This window comes from Christiangramia echinicola DSM 19838 (genome assembly GCF_000423065.1).
GTDB lineage: Bacteria > Bacteroidota > Bacteroidia > Flavobacteriales > Flavobacteriaceae > Christiangramia > Christiangramia echinicola.
The window spans coordinates 208,288-226,985 of sequence record NZ_AUHG01000011.1; the positions used below are offsets into that span (position 1 = coordinate 208,288).

19 protein-coding genes are annotated in these 18,698 nt (G+C 37.0%); 6 read left to right on the forward strand and 13 right to left on the reverse strand.

From position 1 onward, the window contains the following. Positions 1–4: 4 nt before the first annotated feature. Positions 5–211: a hypothetical protein gene (locus G530_RS0105985; RefSeq protein ID WP_026933666.1), complete on the reverse strand. Its 207-nt coding sequence runs from the start codon at positions 209–211 to the stop codon at positions 5–7. A gap of 166 nt (positions 212–377) precedes the next feature. Between G530_RS0105985 and G530_RS0105990 the strand changes: the two genes are divergently transcribed. Continuing rightward, positions 378–998 carry a fasciclin domain-containing protein gene (locus tag G530_RS0105990; protein ID WP_026933667.1) on the forward strand — a complete coding sequence of 207 codons (621 nt, stop codon included), beginning with the start codon at positions 378–380 and terminating at the stop codon, positions 996–998. Between the two features lie 53 nt (positions 999–1,051). Here the strand turns inward: G530_RS0105990 and murB are convergent, their stop codons facing one another. After that, a complete protein-coding gene (murB, locus tag G530_RS0105995) occupies positions 1,052–2,065 on the reverse strand; it encodes a UDP-N-acetylmuramate dehydrogenase (protein WP_026933668.1) in 1,014 nt (337 codons plus the stop codon). Continuing rightward, positions 2,065–3,261, reverse strand: coding sequence for a pyridoxal phosphate-dependent aminotransferase (locus G530_RS0106000; protein ID WP_026933669.1), 1,197 nt, complete (start codon positions 3,259–3,261; stop codon positions 2,065–2,067). Before G530_RS0106000 ends, murB begins: the two co-directional genes overlap by 1 nt. A 96-nt stretch (positions 3,262–3,357) precedes the next feature. Here G530_RS0106000 and G530_RS0106005 point away from each other — a divergent pair, with 96 nt between their 5' ends. After that, complete coding sequence (locus G530_RS0106005) at positions 3,358–4,710, forward strand: aspartyl protease family protein (protein WP_026933670.1); 1,353 nt, start codon at positions 3,358–3,360, stop codon at positions 4,708–4,710. 51 nt (positions 4,711–4,761) lie between these two features. Here the strand turns inward: G530_RS0106005 and G530_RS0106010 are convergent, their stop codons facing one another. Beyond that, on the reverse strand, positions 4,762–5,163 hold the full coding sequence (locus G530_RS0106010; RefSeq protein ID WP_026933671.1) for a DUF1573 domain-containing protein: 402 nt from the start codon (positions 5,161–5,163) through the stop codon (positions 4,762–4,764). A gap of 133 nt (positions 5,164–5,296) precedes the next feature. On the opposite strand from G530_RS0106010, the gene G530_RS0106015 reads away from it, so the two are divergent. Next, positions 5,297–7,927: a valine--tRNA ligase gene (locus G530_RS0106015; RefSeq protein WP_026933672.1), complete on the forward strand. Its 2,631-nt coding sequence runs from the start codon at positions 5,297–5,299 to the stop codon at positions 7,925–7,927. 73 nt (positions 7,928–8,000) lie between these two features. Here the strand turns inward: G530_RS0106015 and G530_RS0106020 are convergent, their stop codons facing one another. The 6 genes from G530_RS0106020 to rsfS all read right to left on the reverse strand — a co-directional run bounded on the left by G530_RS0106020 (position 8,001) and on the right by rsfS (position 12,890). After that, positions 8,001–8,276: an acyl-CoA-binding protein gene (locus G530_RS0106020; RefSeq protein ID WP_026933673.1), complete on the reverse strand. Its 276-nt coding sequence runs from the start codon at positions 8,274–8,276 to the stop codon at positions 8,001–8,003. A 5-nt stretch (positions 8,277–8,281) separates the two neighbouring features. Beyond that, positions 8,282–8,938 carry a phosphatidylserine decarboxylase family protein gene (locus G530_RS0106025; protein ID WP_026933674.1) on the reverse strand — a complete coding sequence of 219 codons (657 nt, stop codon included), beginning with the start codon at positions 8,936–8,938 and terminating at the stop codon, positions 8,282–8,284. Continuing rightward, a complete protein-coding gene (locus G530_RS0106030; RefSeq protein ID WP_026933675.1) occupies positions 8,928–9,731 on the reverse strand; it encodes a phosphatidate cytidylyltransferase in 804 nt (267 codons plus the stop codon). Before G530_RS0106030 ends, G530_RS0106025 begins: the two co-directional genes overlap by 11 nt. Before the next feature lie 3 nt (positions 9,732–9,734). Next, a complete protein-coding gene (locus G530_RS0106035; protein WP_026933676.1) occupies positions 9,735–10,346 on the reverse strand; it encodes an LUD domain-containing protein in 612 nt (203 codons plus the stop codon). A gap of 96 nt (positions 10,347–10,442) precedes the next feature. Then, positions 10,443–12,494, reverse strand: a complete 2,052-nt coding sequence (gene ftsH, locus G530_RS0106040) for an ATP-dependent zinc metalloprotease FtsH (protein ID WP_026933677.1) — start codon at positions 12,492–12,494, stop codon at positions 10,443–10,445. 24 nt (positions 12,495–12,518) lie between these two features. Beyond that, a complete protein-coding gene (gene rsfS / locus G530_RS0106045) occupies positions 12,519–12,890 on the reverse strand; it encodes a ribosome silencing factor (RefSeq protein WP_026933678.1) in 372 nt (123 codons plus the stop codon). 92 nt (positions 12,891–12,982) lie between these two features. Here rsfS and G530_RS0106050 point away from each other — a divergent pair, with 92 nt between their 5' ends. Then, the gene (locus tag G530_RS0106050) at positions 12,983–13,714 is read left to right on the forward strand and encodes a biotin--[acetyl-CoA-carboxylase] ligase (RefSeq protein ID WP_026933679.1); all 732 of its coding nucleotides are present in this window, start codon (positions 12,983–12,985) and stop codon (positions 13,712–13,714) included. 49 nt (positions 13,715–13,763) lie between these two features. Here G530_RS0106050 and G530_RS0106055 read toward each other — a convergent pair whose 3' ends face one another. Together G530_RS0106055 and pyrE are read right to left on the reverse strand one after the other, a co-directional pair. Then, on the reverse strand, positions 13,764–14,156 hold the full coding sequence (locus G530_RS0106055) for an SRPBCC family protein (protein ID WP_026933680.1): 393 nt from the start codon (positions 14,154–14,156) through the stop codon (positions 13,764–13,766). Between the two features lie 2 nt (positions 14,157–14,158). Next, positions 14,159–14,800, reverse strand: coding sequence for an orotate phosphoribosyltransferase (gene pyrE, locus G530_RS0106060; protein ID WP_026933681.1), 642 nt, complete (start codon positions 14,798–14,800; stop codon positions 14,159–14,161). An 8-nt stretch (positions 14,801–14,808) separates the two neighbouring features. Here pyrE and G530_RS0106065 point away from each other — a divergent pair, with 8 nt between their 5' ends. Then, positions 14,809–15,432, forward strand: a complete 624-nt coding sequence (locus G530_RS0106065; RefSeq protein WP_026933682.1) for an NUDIX hydrolase — start codon at positions 14,809–14,811, stop codon at positions 15,430–15,432. Here the strand turns inward: G530_RS0106065 and G530_RS0106070 are convergent. Continuing rightward, positions 15,400–17,151: a M14 family metallopeptidase gene (locus tag G530_RS0106070; RefSeq protein ID WP_026933683.1), complete on the reverse strand. Its 1,752-nt coding sequence runs from the start codon at positions 17,149–17,151 to the stop codon at positions 15,400–15,402. The genes G530_RS0106065 and G530_RS0106070 overlap by 33 nt on opposite strands. A 250-nt stretch (positions 17,152–17,401) precedes the next feature. Between G530_RS0106070 and G530_RS0106075 the strand changes: the two genes are divergently transcribed. Continuing rightward, positions 17,402–18,694, forward strand: coding sequence for a PQQ-dependent sugar dehydrogenase (locus G530_RS0106075; protein WP_026933684.1), 1,293 nt, complete (start codon positions 17,402–17,404; stop codon positions 18,692–18,694). The last annotated feature ends 4 nt before the right edge of the window (positions 18,695–18,698 follow it).

Consider the following 18,698-nt stretch of genomic DNA (forward strand, 5'->3'; position numbering starts at 1 on the left):
CAGCCTAGGTAGTCTTTGGAGTTTCAGAACAGTTTTCCATCTCATCTGGTAGTTTGCCACAGAAGCTACATGCTTCACCAGATTTATTCAAATAAGGATTCTGGCTTGCGCAGGTTCCGGCAAATTTACCATCTTTTTTACCCCAGATCTTTATAGCGATCCCGGCAAAAGCTAATCCTAATAATACGATGCTTATGATAAAAAGTTTCATGTCTAATTATTGTGATGCAAAAATAACAATAAAAAGAAGCAACTAAAAATAGGAATGCGCATTAATATAATCTTTACAATATTTAACTAAACTTTAATCGAATCATAGGTTATAACTGTCTTTTGCACAATATCTTGCACCGTTAATCACGAAAAAAACTACAATTATGAAAATTAAAATGTTATTTAGCGTTCTTGCACTTTCTGCGCTTATGTTCACATCATGTAATGATGGTAAGAAAGAACAGGAAGAAAAGGAAAAAGAACGTATGGAACAAATGGAGGCTGAAAGAGAAGCTGAAATGAAAGCCGAAAAGGAGAAGATGGAAATGGAATCTAACAGTATTGCTGCAAAGGCAATGGCAACAGATACCCTTAGTACTTTAGTAAGTGCATTACAGGCTGCAGAATTAGCTGAAATGTTGAAGACTGAGGAAGGTCCATTTACAGTATTTGCACCTAATAATGCAGCATTTGGCAAAGTAGATAAAGCCGCTCTTGATAATTTAATGAAGGAAGAGAATCAGGATCAGCTGGCTGGAGTCCTGAAGTATCACGTTGTTGAAGGTGAAGTAACTTCTCAACAACTGGTTAAAATGATTCAGGACAATGATGGAGAATATGCAATTTCTACTGTAGGTGGTGGCGAATTAAAAGCGACTATTGAAGGTGAAAATGTAATTCTTACTGATGAAGCTGGAAATAAAGCGACTGTTGTTCAGGCAGATGTTGATGCTTCTAATGGCGTTGTACATATCATTGATGCGGTTGTAATGAAGAAAGCATAAGGATAAAATCCTTGGAAATTTAAAAAGGGAAATGCGAAAGCATTTCCCTTTTTTTATATAATGTTTACTTCAGCTTCCAGATCTATGTCAAATTGATCTTTTATGGCATCTTGGATCTTTTTTGAGAGAGAGAGTATCTCTTCGCCACTTGCCTCACCGTAATTTACCAGGACCAACGCCTGATTTTTATGAACTCCCGCATCTCCATTCCTATATCCTTTAAAGCCGGCTTTATCTATTAGCCATCCTGCAGGTACTTTGATCTCGTCTTCAGAAATTGTATAAGAAGGAATTTCTGGAAACTTAGATTCTAGGATTGAAAAATGAGCTTTTGTGATTACAGGGTTTTTAAAGAAACTACCGCTATTACCAATTTCCTTGGGATTGGGTAACTTTGAGTTTCTAATACTTATAACTGCATTAGAAATATCCTGAATTGTGGGGGATTTCACTCCTTCCTTTTCTAATTCAGCGGATATAGCACCATATTTCGTTTGTAGATTATGATCAATTTTAGTTAACCTGAATCTAACCGAAGTTATAATATATTGTCCCTTTAACCTATTCTTAAAAATTGAATTCCTGTAGTCGAAATGACATTCTTCAAGATCAAATACTTTTTCTTCCAGTGTTTGTACGTTGGTGGCTTTACAGCTAACGAAGCTGTCTTTCAACTCTACGCCGTACGCACCAATATTCTGAATAGGCGCTGTGCCTACATTCCCGGGAATTAAGGATAGGTTTTCCAGTCCGCCAAAATCCTGGGAAAGCGTCCATAGAACAAACTGATGCCAGTTTTCTCCGGCCTCGGCTTCTACAATGACCTCCTTGTCAGTTTCAGAAATTATTCGCTTTCCTTTTAATGCAATGTGCAATACGGTTTTGCGAATATCCCGGGTTAAAAGCATATTACTGCCCCCACCAAGTATAAAAAGCTCTGAGGCGTAACTCTTACGCAGAATAGTTCTTAGATCCTCAAGATCTTTGATAGAAATATACTTATCGGCTTTAACTTCAATGCCAAAGCTGTTATAATCTTTAAGAGAAAAATTCCGCAGTACGCGCATTAATTTTGCTGGTTATATTGCTTTAGCGCTTTTTCAAGAATAACGATTGCTCTCTCCAGATTTTCCTTTTTAAGAACATAGGCGATTCTAACCTGGTTCTTACCAGTGTTAGGGGTAGAGTAGAATCCGGCAGCAGGAGCGACCATGATGGTTTCGTTATCATCTTCAAAATCTTCTAACAACCATCTTGCAAAATCATCTGCATCTTCAACCGGTAATTCAGCAATACAGTAGAAAGCACCCTTTGGTTTGGCAACTTTTACTCCATCAATTTTTTCCAGACCTTCTACAAGTAAATTTCTTCTATAAGTATATTGCTCTATTACGTCATCAAAATATTCTTGTGGAGTTTCCAATGCAGCTTCACTTGCAATTTGAGCGAATGTAGGAGGGCTAAGCCTGGCCTGAGCAAATTTCATTGCAGTAGCGATGACTTCTTTGTTTTTAGATACAAGGCACCCAATACGTGCTCCACACATGCTGTATCTTTTGGATACAGAGTCTACCATTATTGCATTTTCAGCAAGTTCCGGGATGCTCATTATAGAATGGTGAACCGCACCTTCATAAGCGAACTCTCTGTATACTTCATCTGAAACTATAAAAATATCATGTTTTAAAGCAAGATCTGCTAATTGTTTCACTTCCTCTTTGGTGTACAGGTAACCAGTGGGATTTCCCGGATTGCATAGAAGGATCCCCTTGGTTTTTTCAGTAATAAGCTTTTCGAATTCTGAGATTGGAGGTAGTGCAAATCCAGTATCGATACTAGCCTGAATTGGTCTTATTTTTACTCCAGAAGCGGTAGCAAAACCATTATAATTGGCATAAAACGGCTCAGGGATAATTACTTCGTCACCTGGATCTGTAATGCTACCCATCGCGAACAATAACGCTTCAGAGCCACCTGTAGTTATGATGATATCATCTTTCTCTACTGGAATTGAAGTTTTTTGGTAATACCCGGCTAGTTTTTCTCTATAGCTTTCAAATCCTGCTGAATGACTATAAGATAATACTTCAATATTATGATTTTTTACAGCATCTAAAGCTCCCTGTGGAGTCTTGATATCTGGCTGTCCAATATTGAGCTGGTATATTTTACGACCCTTTTTTGTTGCTGCTTCAGCATAAGGAACCAGCTTTCTTATAGGAGATTCAGGCATTTCCCGCCCTTTATTTGAAATTTTAGGCATAGCTTTTTATTTGTGGATTGCAAAATTGCAAAATTAAACGATGAATCAATAATAATAGATAGTAATTATCCGGTATTTTTTGTAATTTAATAAGGTATGATCTCAAATAGCAAAATACCAGCTCGGGTCATAGTCTTTTTAGTTTCTGTAATTTTTACAAATGTTTTCTCTCAGAATGATTTTGAAATTGATAATGATAAAGGGTATTTCAAACAGAAATTTGAGCTTGTAAATGACCTTGTGATATTGCCGGTTGAATTAAACGGGAGAAAATTGTCATTTTTGCTAGACACTGGTGTGAATTCTACTATTCTTTTCAGCTTTACCAGTGAAGATTCAATTGAGGTGAATAATCCATCTGTGATTTATATCAAAGGCCTTGGCTCTGGAAAACCTCTACGGGCTTTAAAATCTAAGAAGAATAAATTACGTGTAGGAGAAGCCATAAGTTTTGATCTGGATGTCTACCTGATAGAAGGCGGAGTTTTTAGTATTTCTAACCGTCTTGGTATCCCTATAAACGGAATATTAGGCTATGATTTTTTTAAAGATTTTGTGGTAGAGTTCAATTACAGGGCAGAATGGATGAAAGTTTATCATCCAGATGAATTCAAATACAAAAAATGCAGAAGATGTGTGGAATTGCCATTACAATTCTATAAGCAAAAGCCTTATATACAGGCTGAAGTTTCTATTAATGACAATGAATCTGAGATAGTTGACCTTTTGGTTGATAGCGGTTCTGGAGATGCACTCTGGTTATTTAAGGATCCAGGTAAAGGATTATATGTTCCGGAAAAGTCTTTTAAAGACTTCCTGGGATTTGGTATAACAGGAAGTGTATATGGAGATAGAAGCAGGATTGATGGTCTTTCATTAAAAGATTATTCCTTTAAAGATATCACGGTTAGTTTTCCAGATAGTTTATCCCTGGTGGCCGTAAATTCATTTGAGGAAAGAGACGGAAGTATCGGTGCTCAGGTTTTAAAGCGATTTCATTCTGTTTTTGACTATCAACGACGAATATTAAGATTGAAACCTAACGGCAATTTTCGGGATCCATTTGAATATAATATGAGTGGTATTGTAATTAGACATAACGGCTACAGGATGGTGAAAGATGAAGCTATCGTGAAATCACAGTTTAATATAGAAAATGAGAACAAGGATGGAGTTCTAGCTTATAGTTCAGGTAAGAAGGTGAATATAATTTTTTCTCTTGAACCAAGTTATGAAATAGCTGAAGTGAGACCAGATTCTCCTGCCGATATTTCCGGTTTGCAGGTTGGAGATGAAGTTATTGAAATAAACGGGAGGCCGGTATATCGCTATAACCTAAAAAAAATAAACGAGATACTTTCATCAAAAGAGGGTAGGAGAATTAAGATCGAGGTAGTTCGAAAAGGAAGGCCTATCGAAATCGAATTCCGACTAGAAAGAATCCTATAAAAAAAGCCTTCCGGTGTGGGAAGGCTTTATAAAATATATCATATTCAGATATTAGCTTTCGTCTTCATCACTACTTTCAACATCTAGAATAGTACCCTTAATTTTTAAGGCTTTCACAGATTCTGCAGCATTAGAATATACAGTTACTGTTTTTCTAATAGGGCCAACTCTTTTGGTGTCATATTTCACCTCAATCTGTCCGGTTTTTCCTGGTAGAATTGGTTCTTCTGGTTTCTTCGGAACCGTACAACCACAACTTGATTTTACGTCTTCAATAACCAGAGGAGCGTCACCAGTATTCGTAAATTCAAATACTCTAACACCGTCACTACCTTTTTTTATTTCACCATAGTCTATAGTTTCAGACTTAAATTCCATTTTAGCTATTTTCTGAGCCTGTGCTACAGACATTCCAGCGAAAACGAATATGGCGATTGCAATTAGTTTTTTCATAATTTTAAAATTTAGCGGAATAGTAAAGATAAGCTGAAATAATTCAATTCTCAAAATTTATATCAATTCAGCAGCTTTCATAATCCTTCATTAATAATTACTTTTGCCATTATTTCAAAAATCAGACCAAGAAATGGCAATTGCTTCACAATACAATGCGAAAAAAGTAGAGGATAAGTGGTACGACTACTGGATGAAGAATAATTATTTTCATTCCAGTGTAGATGAGAGAGAGCCATATACTATTGTAATACCGCCGCCCAACGTGACAGGAGTGCTTCATATGGGGCATATGTTGAATAATACTATTCAAGATGTGTTGGTTAGAAGAGCCAGGTTGAAAGGTTATAATGCTTGTTGGGTACCGGGAACAGATCATGCATCTATTGCTACAGAAGCTAAAGTAGTAGCCAAATTGAAATCTGAGGGGATTGAAAAGAATGATCTAAGTCGGGAGGAATTTCTACAACATGCCTGGGATTGGACTCATAAGCATGGCGGAATCATTTTACAGCAACTAAAACATTTAGGAGCTTCCTGTGATTGGGACAGGACGAAATTCACCATGGATGAGGATATGTCTGATTCTGTGATCAAGGTTTTTGTAGATCTTTATAAAAAAGGATTGGTTTATCGTGGATACAGAATGGTTAACTGGGATCCTCAGGCCAAAACGACCTTGTCTGATGAGGAAGTGCATTATGAAGAGAGAAATGGTAAGCTATACTATCTAAAGTATAAAATTGATGGCACTAATGAGGAGCTAACGATTGCGACTACAAGACCTGAAACTATATTGGGGGATACCGCGATCTGTATTAATCCAAATGACGAAAGGTTTGAGCATTTAAAAGGTAAAAAGGCTATTGTGCCTATTTGTAATAGAGCCATTCCTATCATCGAGGATGAGTATGTGGATATGGAATTTGGTACCGGTTGTCTAAAAGTGACTCCGGCACATGATGAAAACGATAAGAATTTAGGAGATAAACATAATCTTGATGTAGTAGATATCTTTAATGATGATGCGACTTTAAATCACTACGGATTACATTATGAAGGAAAAGATCGTTTTGTGGTTCGTGCTGAAATCGTTGAGGAACTTGAGCTTTCTGGATTTCTGGAGAAAGTAGAAGATCATGTAAATAAAGTTGGTACCAGTGAACGTACGGGAGCTGTAATAGAACCAAAACTTAGTGATCAATGGTTCCTGAAAATGAAAGAAATGGCAGAGCCTGCCCTGGCAGCTGTAGTTGGCGATGATATTAACCTGGTTCCTGAAAAATTCATGAATACCTACCGTCACTGGATGGAAAATGTGAGAGACTGGAATATTTCACGTCAGTTATGGTGGGGACACCAGATCCCAGCTTACTATTATGGTTCAGGGAAAAATGATTTTGTAGTAGCTGAATCTGCAGAAGAGGCGCTGGAGAGTGCAAGATTGGCTTCTGGAAATTCAGATTTGCAGGCATCAGAGCTTACTCAGGACAAAGATGTGCTTGATACCTGGTTCTCTTCATGGTTATGGCCAATGAGCGTTTTTAATGGTATTCTGGAGCCTGAAAATGAAGAAATTCAATATTACTATCCTACGAATGACCTGGTAACTGCCCCTGAAATTCTTTTCTTCTGGGTGGCCAGGATGATCATGGCAGGTTATGAGTATCGAGGAGAGAGGCCATTCAGGAATGTTTACCTTACTGGAATTGTAAGAGATAAGCAAAGAAGAAAAATGTCTAAATCTCTTGGGAATTCTCCAGACCCTCTAGGTTTGATCGAGGAATACGGTGCAGATGGTGTACGAGTAGGAATGCTATTGAGTTCACCTGCTGGTAATGACCTTATGTTTGACGAGGACTTGTGCAAACAGGGAAGTGGTTTTACCAATAAGATCTGGAATGCTTTCCGGTTAGTGAAAGGATGGGAAATTTCAGAAGAAATTGAGCAGCCGGAAACTGCAAGAATGGCTATTGATTGGTATACCTCCAAATTTCAAAAAACCTTACGTGAGATCGAGGATCATTATTCTAAATATAGAATTAGTGATGCATTGATGGCTACTTATAAGTTGGTTTGGGATGATTACTGTAGCTGGTTCCTGGAAATGGTAAAACCTGCTTATGGAGCTCCCATGGATGCGAAAACCTTTAAAGAGATCATCGCTATACTGGAGGATAATTTAAAATTGTTACATCCTTTTATGCCATTTGTTACTGAAGAGATCTGGCAGGAAATAACAGAACGGACTCCAGAGGAAGCTTTAATTATTGCATCATGGCCAGAAGAAGTTGCATTTGATGAAACCATTATAAAAGAGTTTTCTCATGCTGCAGAGGTAATTGCAGGGGTTAGAAAGATTAGAAAGGATAAGAATATTTCTTTTAAAAATGAAATAGATCTAAGTGTTCTTGATAATGAAGACTCTTCTAAAACCTTTGACTCTGTTATTTCTAAAATGGGGAATGTTGGTAAATTGGAATACGTAAATGGTTCAGTGGATGGTGCACTTTCTTTCAGGGTTAGATCTAACGAGTACTTTATACCTATCGTTGGTGCTATAGATGTTGAGGCAGAAAAGAAGAAGATCCAGGAAGAATTGAGCTATACTGAAGGTTTCTTGAAATCTGTAGATAAAAAGCTTTCTAATGAAAGATTTGTGAATAACGCACCAGATAAAGTTGTTGAAATTGAAAAAACCAAAAAGGCTGATGCTGAGGCTAAAATTGAAGCCTTGAAAGCAAGTCTTAAAAGTCTGGGGTAATTTCCAGTCATATAATAGAAAACAAAAAGAGGACTAATAGTCCTCTTTTTTTTGTTTTTGAATTTAAAGAAAATTATTTCGGTATTTCTCCAATGTGTTGTTCTACCATTTCTATATAGCGTTCCTGTGCTTCCTTCTTGCTCAGGTCTTTAACCTGCACCAGTGCATTGATCTTAAATGCACTTCTAAGGTCACCCTGGTTGGTTGGAGGTATGTAGAATCCATTCCTTTCAGTAGCTCGCTTATAAAGGGCGTAAAAATGTAAAAGCACATCTGGTGGAAATTGCTGTTGGGTGCAACTCGCCATATCGTAGGCTTTTAGAAATTTTGAATTTTCTTGTGCCATCATAATAATTATGAAGCGACATCAGCGATAACACTAACGCCTCCTTTTACTTTTTGATTTATCTCAACATTCACTTTTGTACCTACAGGAACAAACACATCTACACGACTACCAAATTTAATAAATCCGCTGTCACTTCCCTGAACTACTTCAGTGTCAACTTCGGCATAATTTACGATTCTCTTAGCCATTGCACCGGCAATTTGCCTGTAAAGGATCTCACCGGCAATATCATTTTTAACCACAACAGTAGTTCTTTCATTCTCTTCGCTGGATTTTGGATGCCAGGCTACAAGAAATTTTCCAGGATGATATTTACTATATGTTACTTTTCCACCAACAGGATGCCGCGTTACATGTACATTGATTGGTGACATAAAGATCGAAATTTGTAATCTATTGTCTTTGAAATATTCTTTTTCATAAACTTCCTCTATCGCTACAACTTTACCATCTACTGGAGCGATAATATGCTTGTTGTTATGGCTTGTTGCTCTTTTCGGGTTTCTGAAAAACTGAATTATCAGAAGAAAAAATATGATCGATACAACAAGAATGGCGAATTTAATCCAGTATACATTTATAAAACTGTAGGTGATCATATTTATTGCAATCAATATGATTGCCGTGATCGTCATTATTTTGTATCCTTCTTTATGAAACATAGTTTAGTATATATAAATAGGCATAAATAAATGGGCTCGCAAAGATAATACTATCTAGTCTATCAAACAATCCTCCGTGTCCCGGCATTAGCTTCCCACTATCCTTTACGCCTGCCTGTCGTTTAAATTTTGATTGAATAAGGTCCCCTAGAGTACCAAAAATGCTAAGGATTATAGCCATTCCCAGCCAGGTCCACATGGTTAGGAAATCTGTATAATACCATATGGCGTAGCTCATTAATACGCTAAAGACTAGCCCTCCTAGAAACCCTTCAATAGTTTTATTAGGAGAAATTTTCTCATAAAGCTTTCGTTTTCCGAAGTTCTTACCAATTAAATAAGCAAAAGTGTCATTAGTCCAGATCAGGAAAAAGATTCCAATAACAAGTTTCGGAATAAAAACACCTTCGATAGTAGGTATGAGGGTTAAAAATATCGTTGAAGATATGAGGTAGAAAATAATGATAATATATTTTTTCTTCTCAAATACAGGGATCTTCTTAACGATGATAAGGTCCTTTACCAGAAACAGGTTGACAAATATTGTTATGAATAAAAGTAATACAGTTGCATTCTGGTTGAATTTCAGAAAGCTAAACAGGTAGAATAATAGTGCCTGTAATAGGTAGAGTGCGTAGCTTTTTAGACGCAGGAGTTTCTGCATCTCAACTAAGCATACCAGGCTTAGAAGATAAAAAAGTATTATAAATATAATTTCGGAAGACAGAATTGAGGCAACCAGTATAGCGGTATACAACAATCCCGAAACAGCACGAATAATGGTTTCCCTCATAAATTACAGATCTTCCAGAAGCAGCAAATATAGGTTTTTTGTACTACTTCCGTAAGTCATAAAATCACCTTCTTTTTGAGTTTCAAAATTTTTAATGGTGGTTATATTGGAAGGGATTTGCTGTTTGTTCTTAAATTTTATGCCTCTTAGGCCTTCTCCAATGGTGTCAATTAGTTGACTGGTAGAAGCTAGTATAATGAAATTTGCAGGAAGTTCGTGCAGTTTTCTTTCCTTGATCTGGTTGGATGAAATTAATATCGAACCATCATTTGCAACAAGAAATTCACAGGTAGATAAGTAAAATTCAGCATTTGCTGATTTATTGAACTCGAGGTTAAAACCTTCGAATTTACTTTTTAGTTTTTCATCAAAGCAACAGCATTCTGTCTCATACCAGTCATTCTCCATTAATATGTTGTCAAATGCTTCCTGGATTTCTGAATCTTCCACACAGTATAAGAATTTCCCGCCGTTATTTTTAAAATTGAGCATAAAGCGCTCGTCGGTAGGTAATTTTACCTCCGGCATATACTTCCCTCTATCGGCATTTTCAGGGACATCCTGATCCTGATCTGCTTTCGCTTTGGGATTAAGAAACCTTTTGAATAGATTCATAGGGTTTGGGTGTGATTCTTACAGTCATTTAATCAAAGTTAAAAAATCTGAAATTAACCATTGTTTAATTTCAGATTTTTTACTTCAACTTCTACACTACTTATTAACCGAATCGTTTTCGGTTAATTTTCCTTCTTCATCTGTATCTTTTCCTTCAGAGTCCTCGCTATTTGCTACCTCTTCGCTGGGAATCGTCTTTTGTTTTGAAGGCTTAGCTAATGGTTTTTCTTTCTCAAAAGGACGTTTTCCAAAGATCTTTTCAAGATCATCCTTAAAGATAACTTCTTTGTCTAATAAGATTTCAGCAAGCTGAGTCAACTTGTCTTTGTTGTGCTCTAATAGATCGATAGCTCTATTGTATTGCTCTTCGATTAAATTAGAGATTTCCTTATCTATTAATTCTGAAGTCTTCTCGCTATATGGTTTTGTGAAATTATATTCACTTTGCCCTGAGGAGTCATAATAAGTCAAATTACCAATGGCATCATTTAAACCATAAATGGTAACCATCGCTCTGGCCTGCTTTGTAACCTTCTCCAGATCACTTAAAGCTCCTGTTGAAATGTTATTAAAGATGACTTTCTCTGCTGCACGACCACCTAAAGCGGCACACATTTCATCTAACATTTGTTCTGGTCTTACAATAAGACGTTCTTCAGGTAAATACCATGCAGCACCTAAGGATTGTCCTCTAGGTACAATGGTTACTTTTACCAGTGGAGCTGCGTGTTCTAACATCCAGCTAACAGTGGCATGTCCTGCCTCGTGGAAAGCTATTGCTTTCTTTTCTGAAGGAGTAATGATCTTGTTCTTTTTCTCAAGTCCACCTACGATACGATCTACTGCATCAAGGAAATCCTGTTTCCCAACAGCTTTGTTCCCTTTTCTGGCAGCAATTAATGCAGCTTCATTACAAACATTAGCAATATCTGCTCCTGAGAAACCAGGTGTTTGTTTTGCCAGGAATTCCGTATCCAGTTCGTCAGCTACTTTTTTAAGAGGGCTTAAATGAACTTCAAATATTTCTTTTCTTTCATTAAGATCTGGAAGATCAACATAGATCTGTCTGTCAAAACGTCCAGCTCTCATCAATGCTTTATCAAGTACATCTGCCCGGTTAGTTGCGGCGACAACTATCACGTTGGTGTTAGTACCAAAACCATCCATTTCAGTTAATAACTGATTCAGTGTATTTTCACGTTCGTCATTAGATCCTGAGAAATTACTTTTCCCTCTGGCTCTACCTATAGCGTCGATCTCATCAATAAAAATGATCGAAGGCGACTTTTCTTTCGCTTGTTTAAATAGGTCACGTACTCTGGAAGCACCTACACCCACAAACATTTCAACGAAATCTGAACCTGACAGAGAAAAGAAAGGCACTTTAGCTTCACCGGCAACGGCTTTAGCCAATAATGTTTTACCAGTTCCTGGAGGTCCTACTAATAAGGCTCCTTTAGGGATCTTACCACCAAGAGCCGTGTACTTCTCTGGTTGTTTTAGGAAATCAACGATCTCCTGAACTTCTTCTTTTGCACCTTCCAAACCAGCAACATCCTTAAATGATGTTTTTACATCTGTATTCTGATCGAATAATTTGGCTTTAGATTTACCAATATTGAAGATCTGTCCTCCAGCACCGCCACCGGCTCCAGAGCTCATTTTCCTCATTATGAATATCCAGACACCAATGATTAATATAAATGGAAGTAAAGCCCAGAACAACTCACCAATTACGTCGCTAGAAGTGTCATAGGTCACAACAGTGTTTAAGCTGTTTTCCTTTTTTATTTCATTTATATCGTTCTCAAAATTCTGAAGGTCTCCAAATTGAAAAGTATAGGTTGGAGATTCTCCTGTAGGTAAAAAATCTGGTTCAATATTTTTCTTATGGATCTCTTTTTCCTTGGCCTCTTCTGTTAAATAAACACGCGCCTGGTTACGATTGATGATTTCAACTTTTTCGATATCACCATTTCTAAGATAATCCTTGAATTCGGCTGGATTTGTCTTGGCAGGTTCTGAGAAACCTCCGTCACCAAACAAATTGAGGCCTAAAAATATAATAATGATCGCACCATAAATCCAGTAAGCACTGAATTTAGGTTTTTTTGGATCTAATTTTTTCTTTGGTTTTTGATTCGCCATTATGTCTTTCTAAATGATTTGGATTTAATAACTGGTTTCTATGGAAGTGATCTTTGCATCACCCCATAGGCTTTCAATATCGTAAAATTCCCTGATATGCTTCTGGAAAACGTGAACTACCACATTTACGTAGTCCATAAGTACCCATTCTGCATTATCACTACCCTCAATGTGCCAGGGTTTATCTTTCAGGTTTTTACTAACTGTTTTTTGTATGGAATTGACAATGGCGTTAACCTGTGTATTGGAAGTACCGTTGCAGATTATGAAGTAGTCACAAACGGTGTTTTCTATTTCTCTAAGATCCAGGATATCAATATCATTACCCTTAACTTCCTCTATCCCTTTTATAATATTTGCAATAAGTTGATCGCTGTTTATTTCCTTTTTTGACATTAAATTAATTTATTTACGCAAATTTATCATTTTTTGCTCTTTTAAAGAGATTGTTTGCAGAAGATTTAACGCCTTATCTCTTATACTTTTATATGCGTATAATCAAAGTTAATGCCATTGATTCCACTAATTCCTTTGTGCGTAAGTTTTACGAAGGAAGCAGAGATTTTGAACCTGTTTGTGTAAGAGCAATTTCACAAACGGCAGGCAGGGGGCAAAGAGGCTCCAACTGGTTGTCAAAAGCAGGTGAGAATCTAACCTTCAGCATTCTCTATCCTCAATACAAACTGAATATTTCCAGACATTTTTTGCTTAGTGCAACTATTTCCCTGGCGGTTTTAGAGGTGTTAAAGACTCTAGAAATACCTGAATTAAAGGTAAAGTGGCCAAACGACATTCTGTCAGCAAAACAAAAGATTGGCGGCATCCTTATCGAAAACATAGTGAAAACAGAAGGGATTGTTGCTAGTATAATCGGGATAGGTCTCAATATTAATCAATCTAATTTTGAAGGTCTACCTCAGGCCGGTTCTTTAAAAAGTATAACTGGTAATACTTATGATCTGGATGAGATCCTTGAAAAATTGATTTATAAAATAGAGCGGGAACTAAAAGAGTTGCCTAATAAGACTAGGACAGAAATCCTGGAGCAATATGCGCAGAGTATGTTCAGGCTAAATGTTGTTTCCACCTTTTCTGCTAATGACAGAGAAAATTTTAACGGAATTATTCGAGGGGTGACTACAGAAGGTAAACTTAATCTTGAAATTGAAGATGCGGTTTTTAAAACTTATGATCTCAAGGAAATTCAATTACTTTATTAAACCAAAAAGCCGGAAAATGTCCGGCTTTTAATTTTTTTATCTTCTAGAATTATAGTTTTCCTATATTCTCTGTTAGGGCGGTTATAAATTTCTTTAACGGGCCTTTGATCATCATGCTCATCATAGGGTTGAATTTTCCTTCAAAATCCATATTTACTTCACTTTGCTCAGCTCCTGCATCTGCAATGTGAGTATTTAGATGAAATGGGAATTTATCTGAAGTTGAACCCAATACTACTAATTCTGGTTCTTTAGTCTCAGTTATTTGTAATCTAATTTCAGGCATTCCTTTTAATTGGAAAAGGAAGGTGTCTTCAGAAATTACTTCAAACTTCTCCTTGCTGCTTGGCATTATCTGTTCGTAGTTTTCAACATTGGTAAGAAACTGAAACATTTCCTGCTGACTTTTTCCTGCGGTTACCTTTGGACTTTCTAATTTCATGTTTATGATTTCCAGTTGGCAGGATCTTCTCTCCATTTACGGAGTACTACTGCCTCTTCTGTATTTATATAATTTTTATTCTGTGCTGTTTCTATAAGATTTTCATAATCACTCAAAGTGTGAAGTTCGATTTCGAGATTTTCGAAATTTTTCACAGAGGTGTCAAAACCATAGGTAAATATCGCGAACATCCCTTTTACATTTGCTCCGGCTTCTTTAAGAGCTTTTACGGCATTAAGGCTGCTATTTCCTGTGCTTATTAGATCTTCAATCACTACCACCGTCTGGCCTTCTTCCAGATTACCTTCAATCTGGTTTTGCCTTCCGTGGCCTTTAGGTTCTGGTCTCACATAGGCAAAAGGTAGGCTCAAGTATTCGGCTACTAACATTCCAATTCCTATGGCACCAGTTGCTACTGCTGCGATCACATCTGGTTTCCCATACTTCTCTTCAATCTGTCTCGCGAAATTCTCACGAACATAATTTCTGATCATAGGGTAAGACAAAATTATCCTGTTGTCGCAATATATTGGCGACTTCCAACCGCTAGCCCAGGTAAAGGGTTGTTGTGGTTCTAATTTTATTGCTTTAATTTGCAACAAAAGCTCAGCAGTCTTTTTAGCTGTTTCTTTATTCAAAATCATAGCTGCAAATGTATAAAGTTTTTGTGAATGATATTCCCATAATTATCTCTACGCAGAAAGAAATTGGGGAAAAATATACTTCTTTTCCGTTAAAGACGGTACGTCTTAAAAAAGTGATCAGGAAAATCCTTAAAGGAAAATTAATGTATGTGAACCTCTATCATCCCGATGAGGCCAAACTTTTAAAATTCCTTTTGAAGAAAATGAAAGTGGTTACTGCAGCAGGGGGAATGGTTATAAATCCAGAAAAAGAGATTCTGTTCATCTATCGTAATAATCGTTGGGACTTACCAAAAGGAAAAACAGAAAAGAACGAAAGTATTGAAGAATCTGCTATTAGAGAGGTGGAGGAGGAGACTGGTGTTCGCAATCTGGAGATCAAACGTTTTATAACCAGAACCTATCATGTATTCAAAAGAAAGGGTAAGCTTCGTCTAAAGGAAACCTACTGGTACGAAATGTACACGGAATTTGATGGAGAGCTAATTCCTGAGCAAAGTGAAGGAATTAAGAAAGCCAAATGGAAGAATTTTGAAAAAAGCCAGAAAGCTTTGAAAAAATCCTACGCCAATATTAAAATGTTATTTCCAGAAAAATACTTAGCGGGGAAGTCTGAAGATCGGGTAGCGTAAATGCGCCTTCTCGTAGTTGTCAGATCTTTTATGTAGCCAGTCCAACTGTGCATACCAGTCATTCCTGAAATCGGCATCCCTACGTTTTATACTGTCAAATTTGCTTTTAAGATCTGGATCATTTTCCAGTAGTTCTTTGGCAATATCTTCGAATACATAAGGTGAAAAACCTTCTTTCTGCTGAAGAACGGTATCAAAGAAATTCCAGTTAAAGAATGAATCTACAGCTGATGGCTCAAGAGTCTCAATTAAATATCTTGCTCCATCCTGAAATGTAGTAACCAAATAATCTCCTTTTCTGAATCTTATCGTTTCAATTGATTTAGATACTTGCGTGTTCTTATGAAGGTAGTGTCCCTCGTAAGCAGTTTCACTTGTTTCAAAATCTTCGATCCTGTATGCTTCAACATTAATTAAGGTGTCTCTCTCTAGAGCCTCCATTTTAATATTGTTCATTTTTAAACGGTCTATCACCTGCCACCATCCCTGAGGAATGATATACGCCCTGGGGATTTCGATTTTCTCTGTTACCTTAAAATTGTCGTAATATTCGATCTCTCTGGTGAAAGGTTGGTCACGATCGTATTTCAATCTTTCCTGCTCGGTTATTTCACTTTCTAAATTTTCACCTTCGAATCCTTTAAAATTTCTTTTGGTAGGTTTTTCTTTATCAACTTCAAATTTTAAAGGATAACTGCGGTCAGTTAAATATTTCCTTCGGGCTTGATTTCGTAGATCTTTAATTATTAAAGTCTCGGCATCAGTGATTTTTATCATTGATCTCATGAGTTCATAGGTTCCCATGACTCTTTTGTCGTATGGTTTTAGCATATGTGTTTCAACCATCATTCCTAATGTATTCCATAGGGTCGTATAACCTGTGGAATATCTGGGAGAGTCCATAAATTGGGTGAAACCTTTATCAGGAACTTCATTGAACACATTTACATAGGGCGTAATGTCCCAATCCTTTGTCTTTAGTGAATCTTCCAGGGCAGGCATCATCTTTTTCTGAAGGTAATCTCCGAGATTTCCTCCCAGTTTATCATGTTGAGTGAACAAATGAGTTAAGGAGTATTGATAATCTGCACCATTGCTAACATGATTGTCTATAAAAACATCCGGATTCAGATAATGAAAAATTTCATAAAATGCCTGAGCATTTTTCGTGTCTGCTTTAATGAAATCCCGATTGAGATCATAGTTGCGGGCATTACCTCTAAATCCATATTCTTCAGGTCCATTTTGGTTAGTTCTGGTTGTTGAATTTCGGTTCAGTGCTCCGCCAACATTATATATAGGAATTGTGGCAATAATCGTATTCTTTGGTGAAGCAATAGAATCGCCGGCCAAATCTCTAAAAAGCATCATCGTGGCATCAATACCATCACTTTCTCCAGGATGAATACCATTATTAATTAGCATGATACTATTCGATTTTCTTACTTTCTCGAGATCCTGTTCTCCACTTTTGTTGTAAATAATTAAATGAAGAGGCAGTCCACTGTCAGTTTCTCCAAATTCCTGAACAGTTATACTCGGGTATGCATCTGCCAGTTCGTTATAAAATTCAATGACTTCAACATAGGTGCCTGTTTCTGTACCGCCAGATTTTTCGAAACGTGTTTCGAAATCATATTCTGATGTAAGCGTATATTTTGAGAAATCACAGGACGTAAGGCTGATCAAAATCCCCAATACCAACCATAGTTTTTTCATCTGGTGATGTTTATTTTAATTGTTGGTCAGATGAAATTCGCCAATTTAGATTATAAATAGAATCATATTTCACTAAAGGCTCATTTCATAAATTTTCCTAAAAATCGAGCCGTAAACTTAATTAAAAAGTCACAGAACATCTAAAAAACAGTGATTTTCTAATATTCTACTGGCTTGTTAAATTAAATCCAAACTCTCGAAGATTCTTTCTGCAAACAATTTTTCATCTTACTTTTAATAAAAAAGGGACATGAAAAAAGTAATAAGGACGCTTGGTTTTATTGTAGCTGTATCATTTTCAATGAATTTGGCAGGCCAGGCAAATGAAAACTTAAGTGAAGAGAAAAAGAAAGAATTAGCGCAATCTGGACCAGATTATGTTGAAACTGCAATTGGTGAAATTGAATTGCCGGCGCCTTTTACAACTGAATCTGTTAGCAAAGAAAGTAAAATTATTCCCTGGCCTGAGGGACAAATGCCGGAAGCTCCTGATGGTTTTAAGGTGACTAAATTCGCGGGTGATCTGGAGCATCCTCGTTGGACTTACGTCGCGCCAAATAATGACATTTTTGTTGTGGAATCTAATGATGCTAAGAAAAGTGCCAATAAGATCACCATGTTTAGAGATAAAGATCAGGATGGTGTGCCAGACGAGCGATATAATTTTCTAAAAAACCTGAACCAGCCTTTCGGAATGTTGGTACTGGGAGATTATTTTTATGTTGCCAATGTTGACGCATTACTTAGATTTCCGTATAAAGCTGGCCAGAATACTATAGAAGGTGAACCTGAAAAGGTGATGGATCTGCCAGCTGGTGGATATAATCATCACTGGACTAGAAATATCATTGCAGGGCCAAATAATGATAAAATTTACATTACAGTAGGAAGCTCCAGTAATGTAGGTGAACACGGAATGGAAAAAGAGGAGCGAAGGGCGAATATTATTGAAATTAATCCTGATGGTACCGGAGAGAAAATATATGCTGCCGGACTTAGAAACCCTGTTGGGATAGACTGGAATCCTGTAACCGGTGAATTATGGACTGCAGTTAATGAAAGAGATAAAATAGGCAATAATCTCGTGCCAGATTATGTGACTAGCGTCAAGGAAGATGGCTGGTATGGTTGGCCATATTCTTATTTCGGAGATATCAAAGATCCAAGGTGGGCTTCAAACCCTCATGAGGAGATGGTTAATAAGTCTATAATTCCAGATGTTCCTGTTGGAGCTCATACGGCTTCATTAGGCTTGACTTTTTATACAGAACAATCCTTTCCTGAAAAATACCATAATGGAGCTTTCGTTGGGCAACATGGATCATGGAACAGGGCTGAATTTGCAGGATACAAAGTATTGTTCATACCTTTCGACGAAAATGGAAACCCACAGCAGCCGGAAGACTTTCTAACTGGATTCATTGCAGATGATGATTCAAGTCAGGTTTATGGTAGACCGGTAGGTGTCACAACTTTGCCAGACGGTTCACTTTTAGTGAACGATGATGACGGAAATGTGATCTGGAGGGTTTCAGCTGAATAGATCA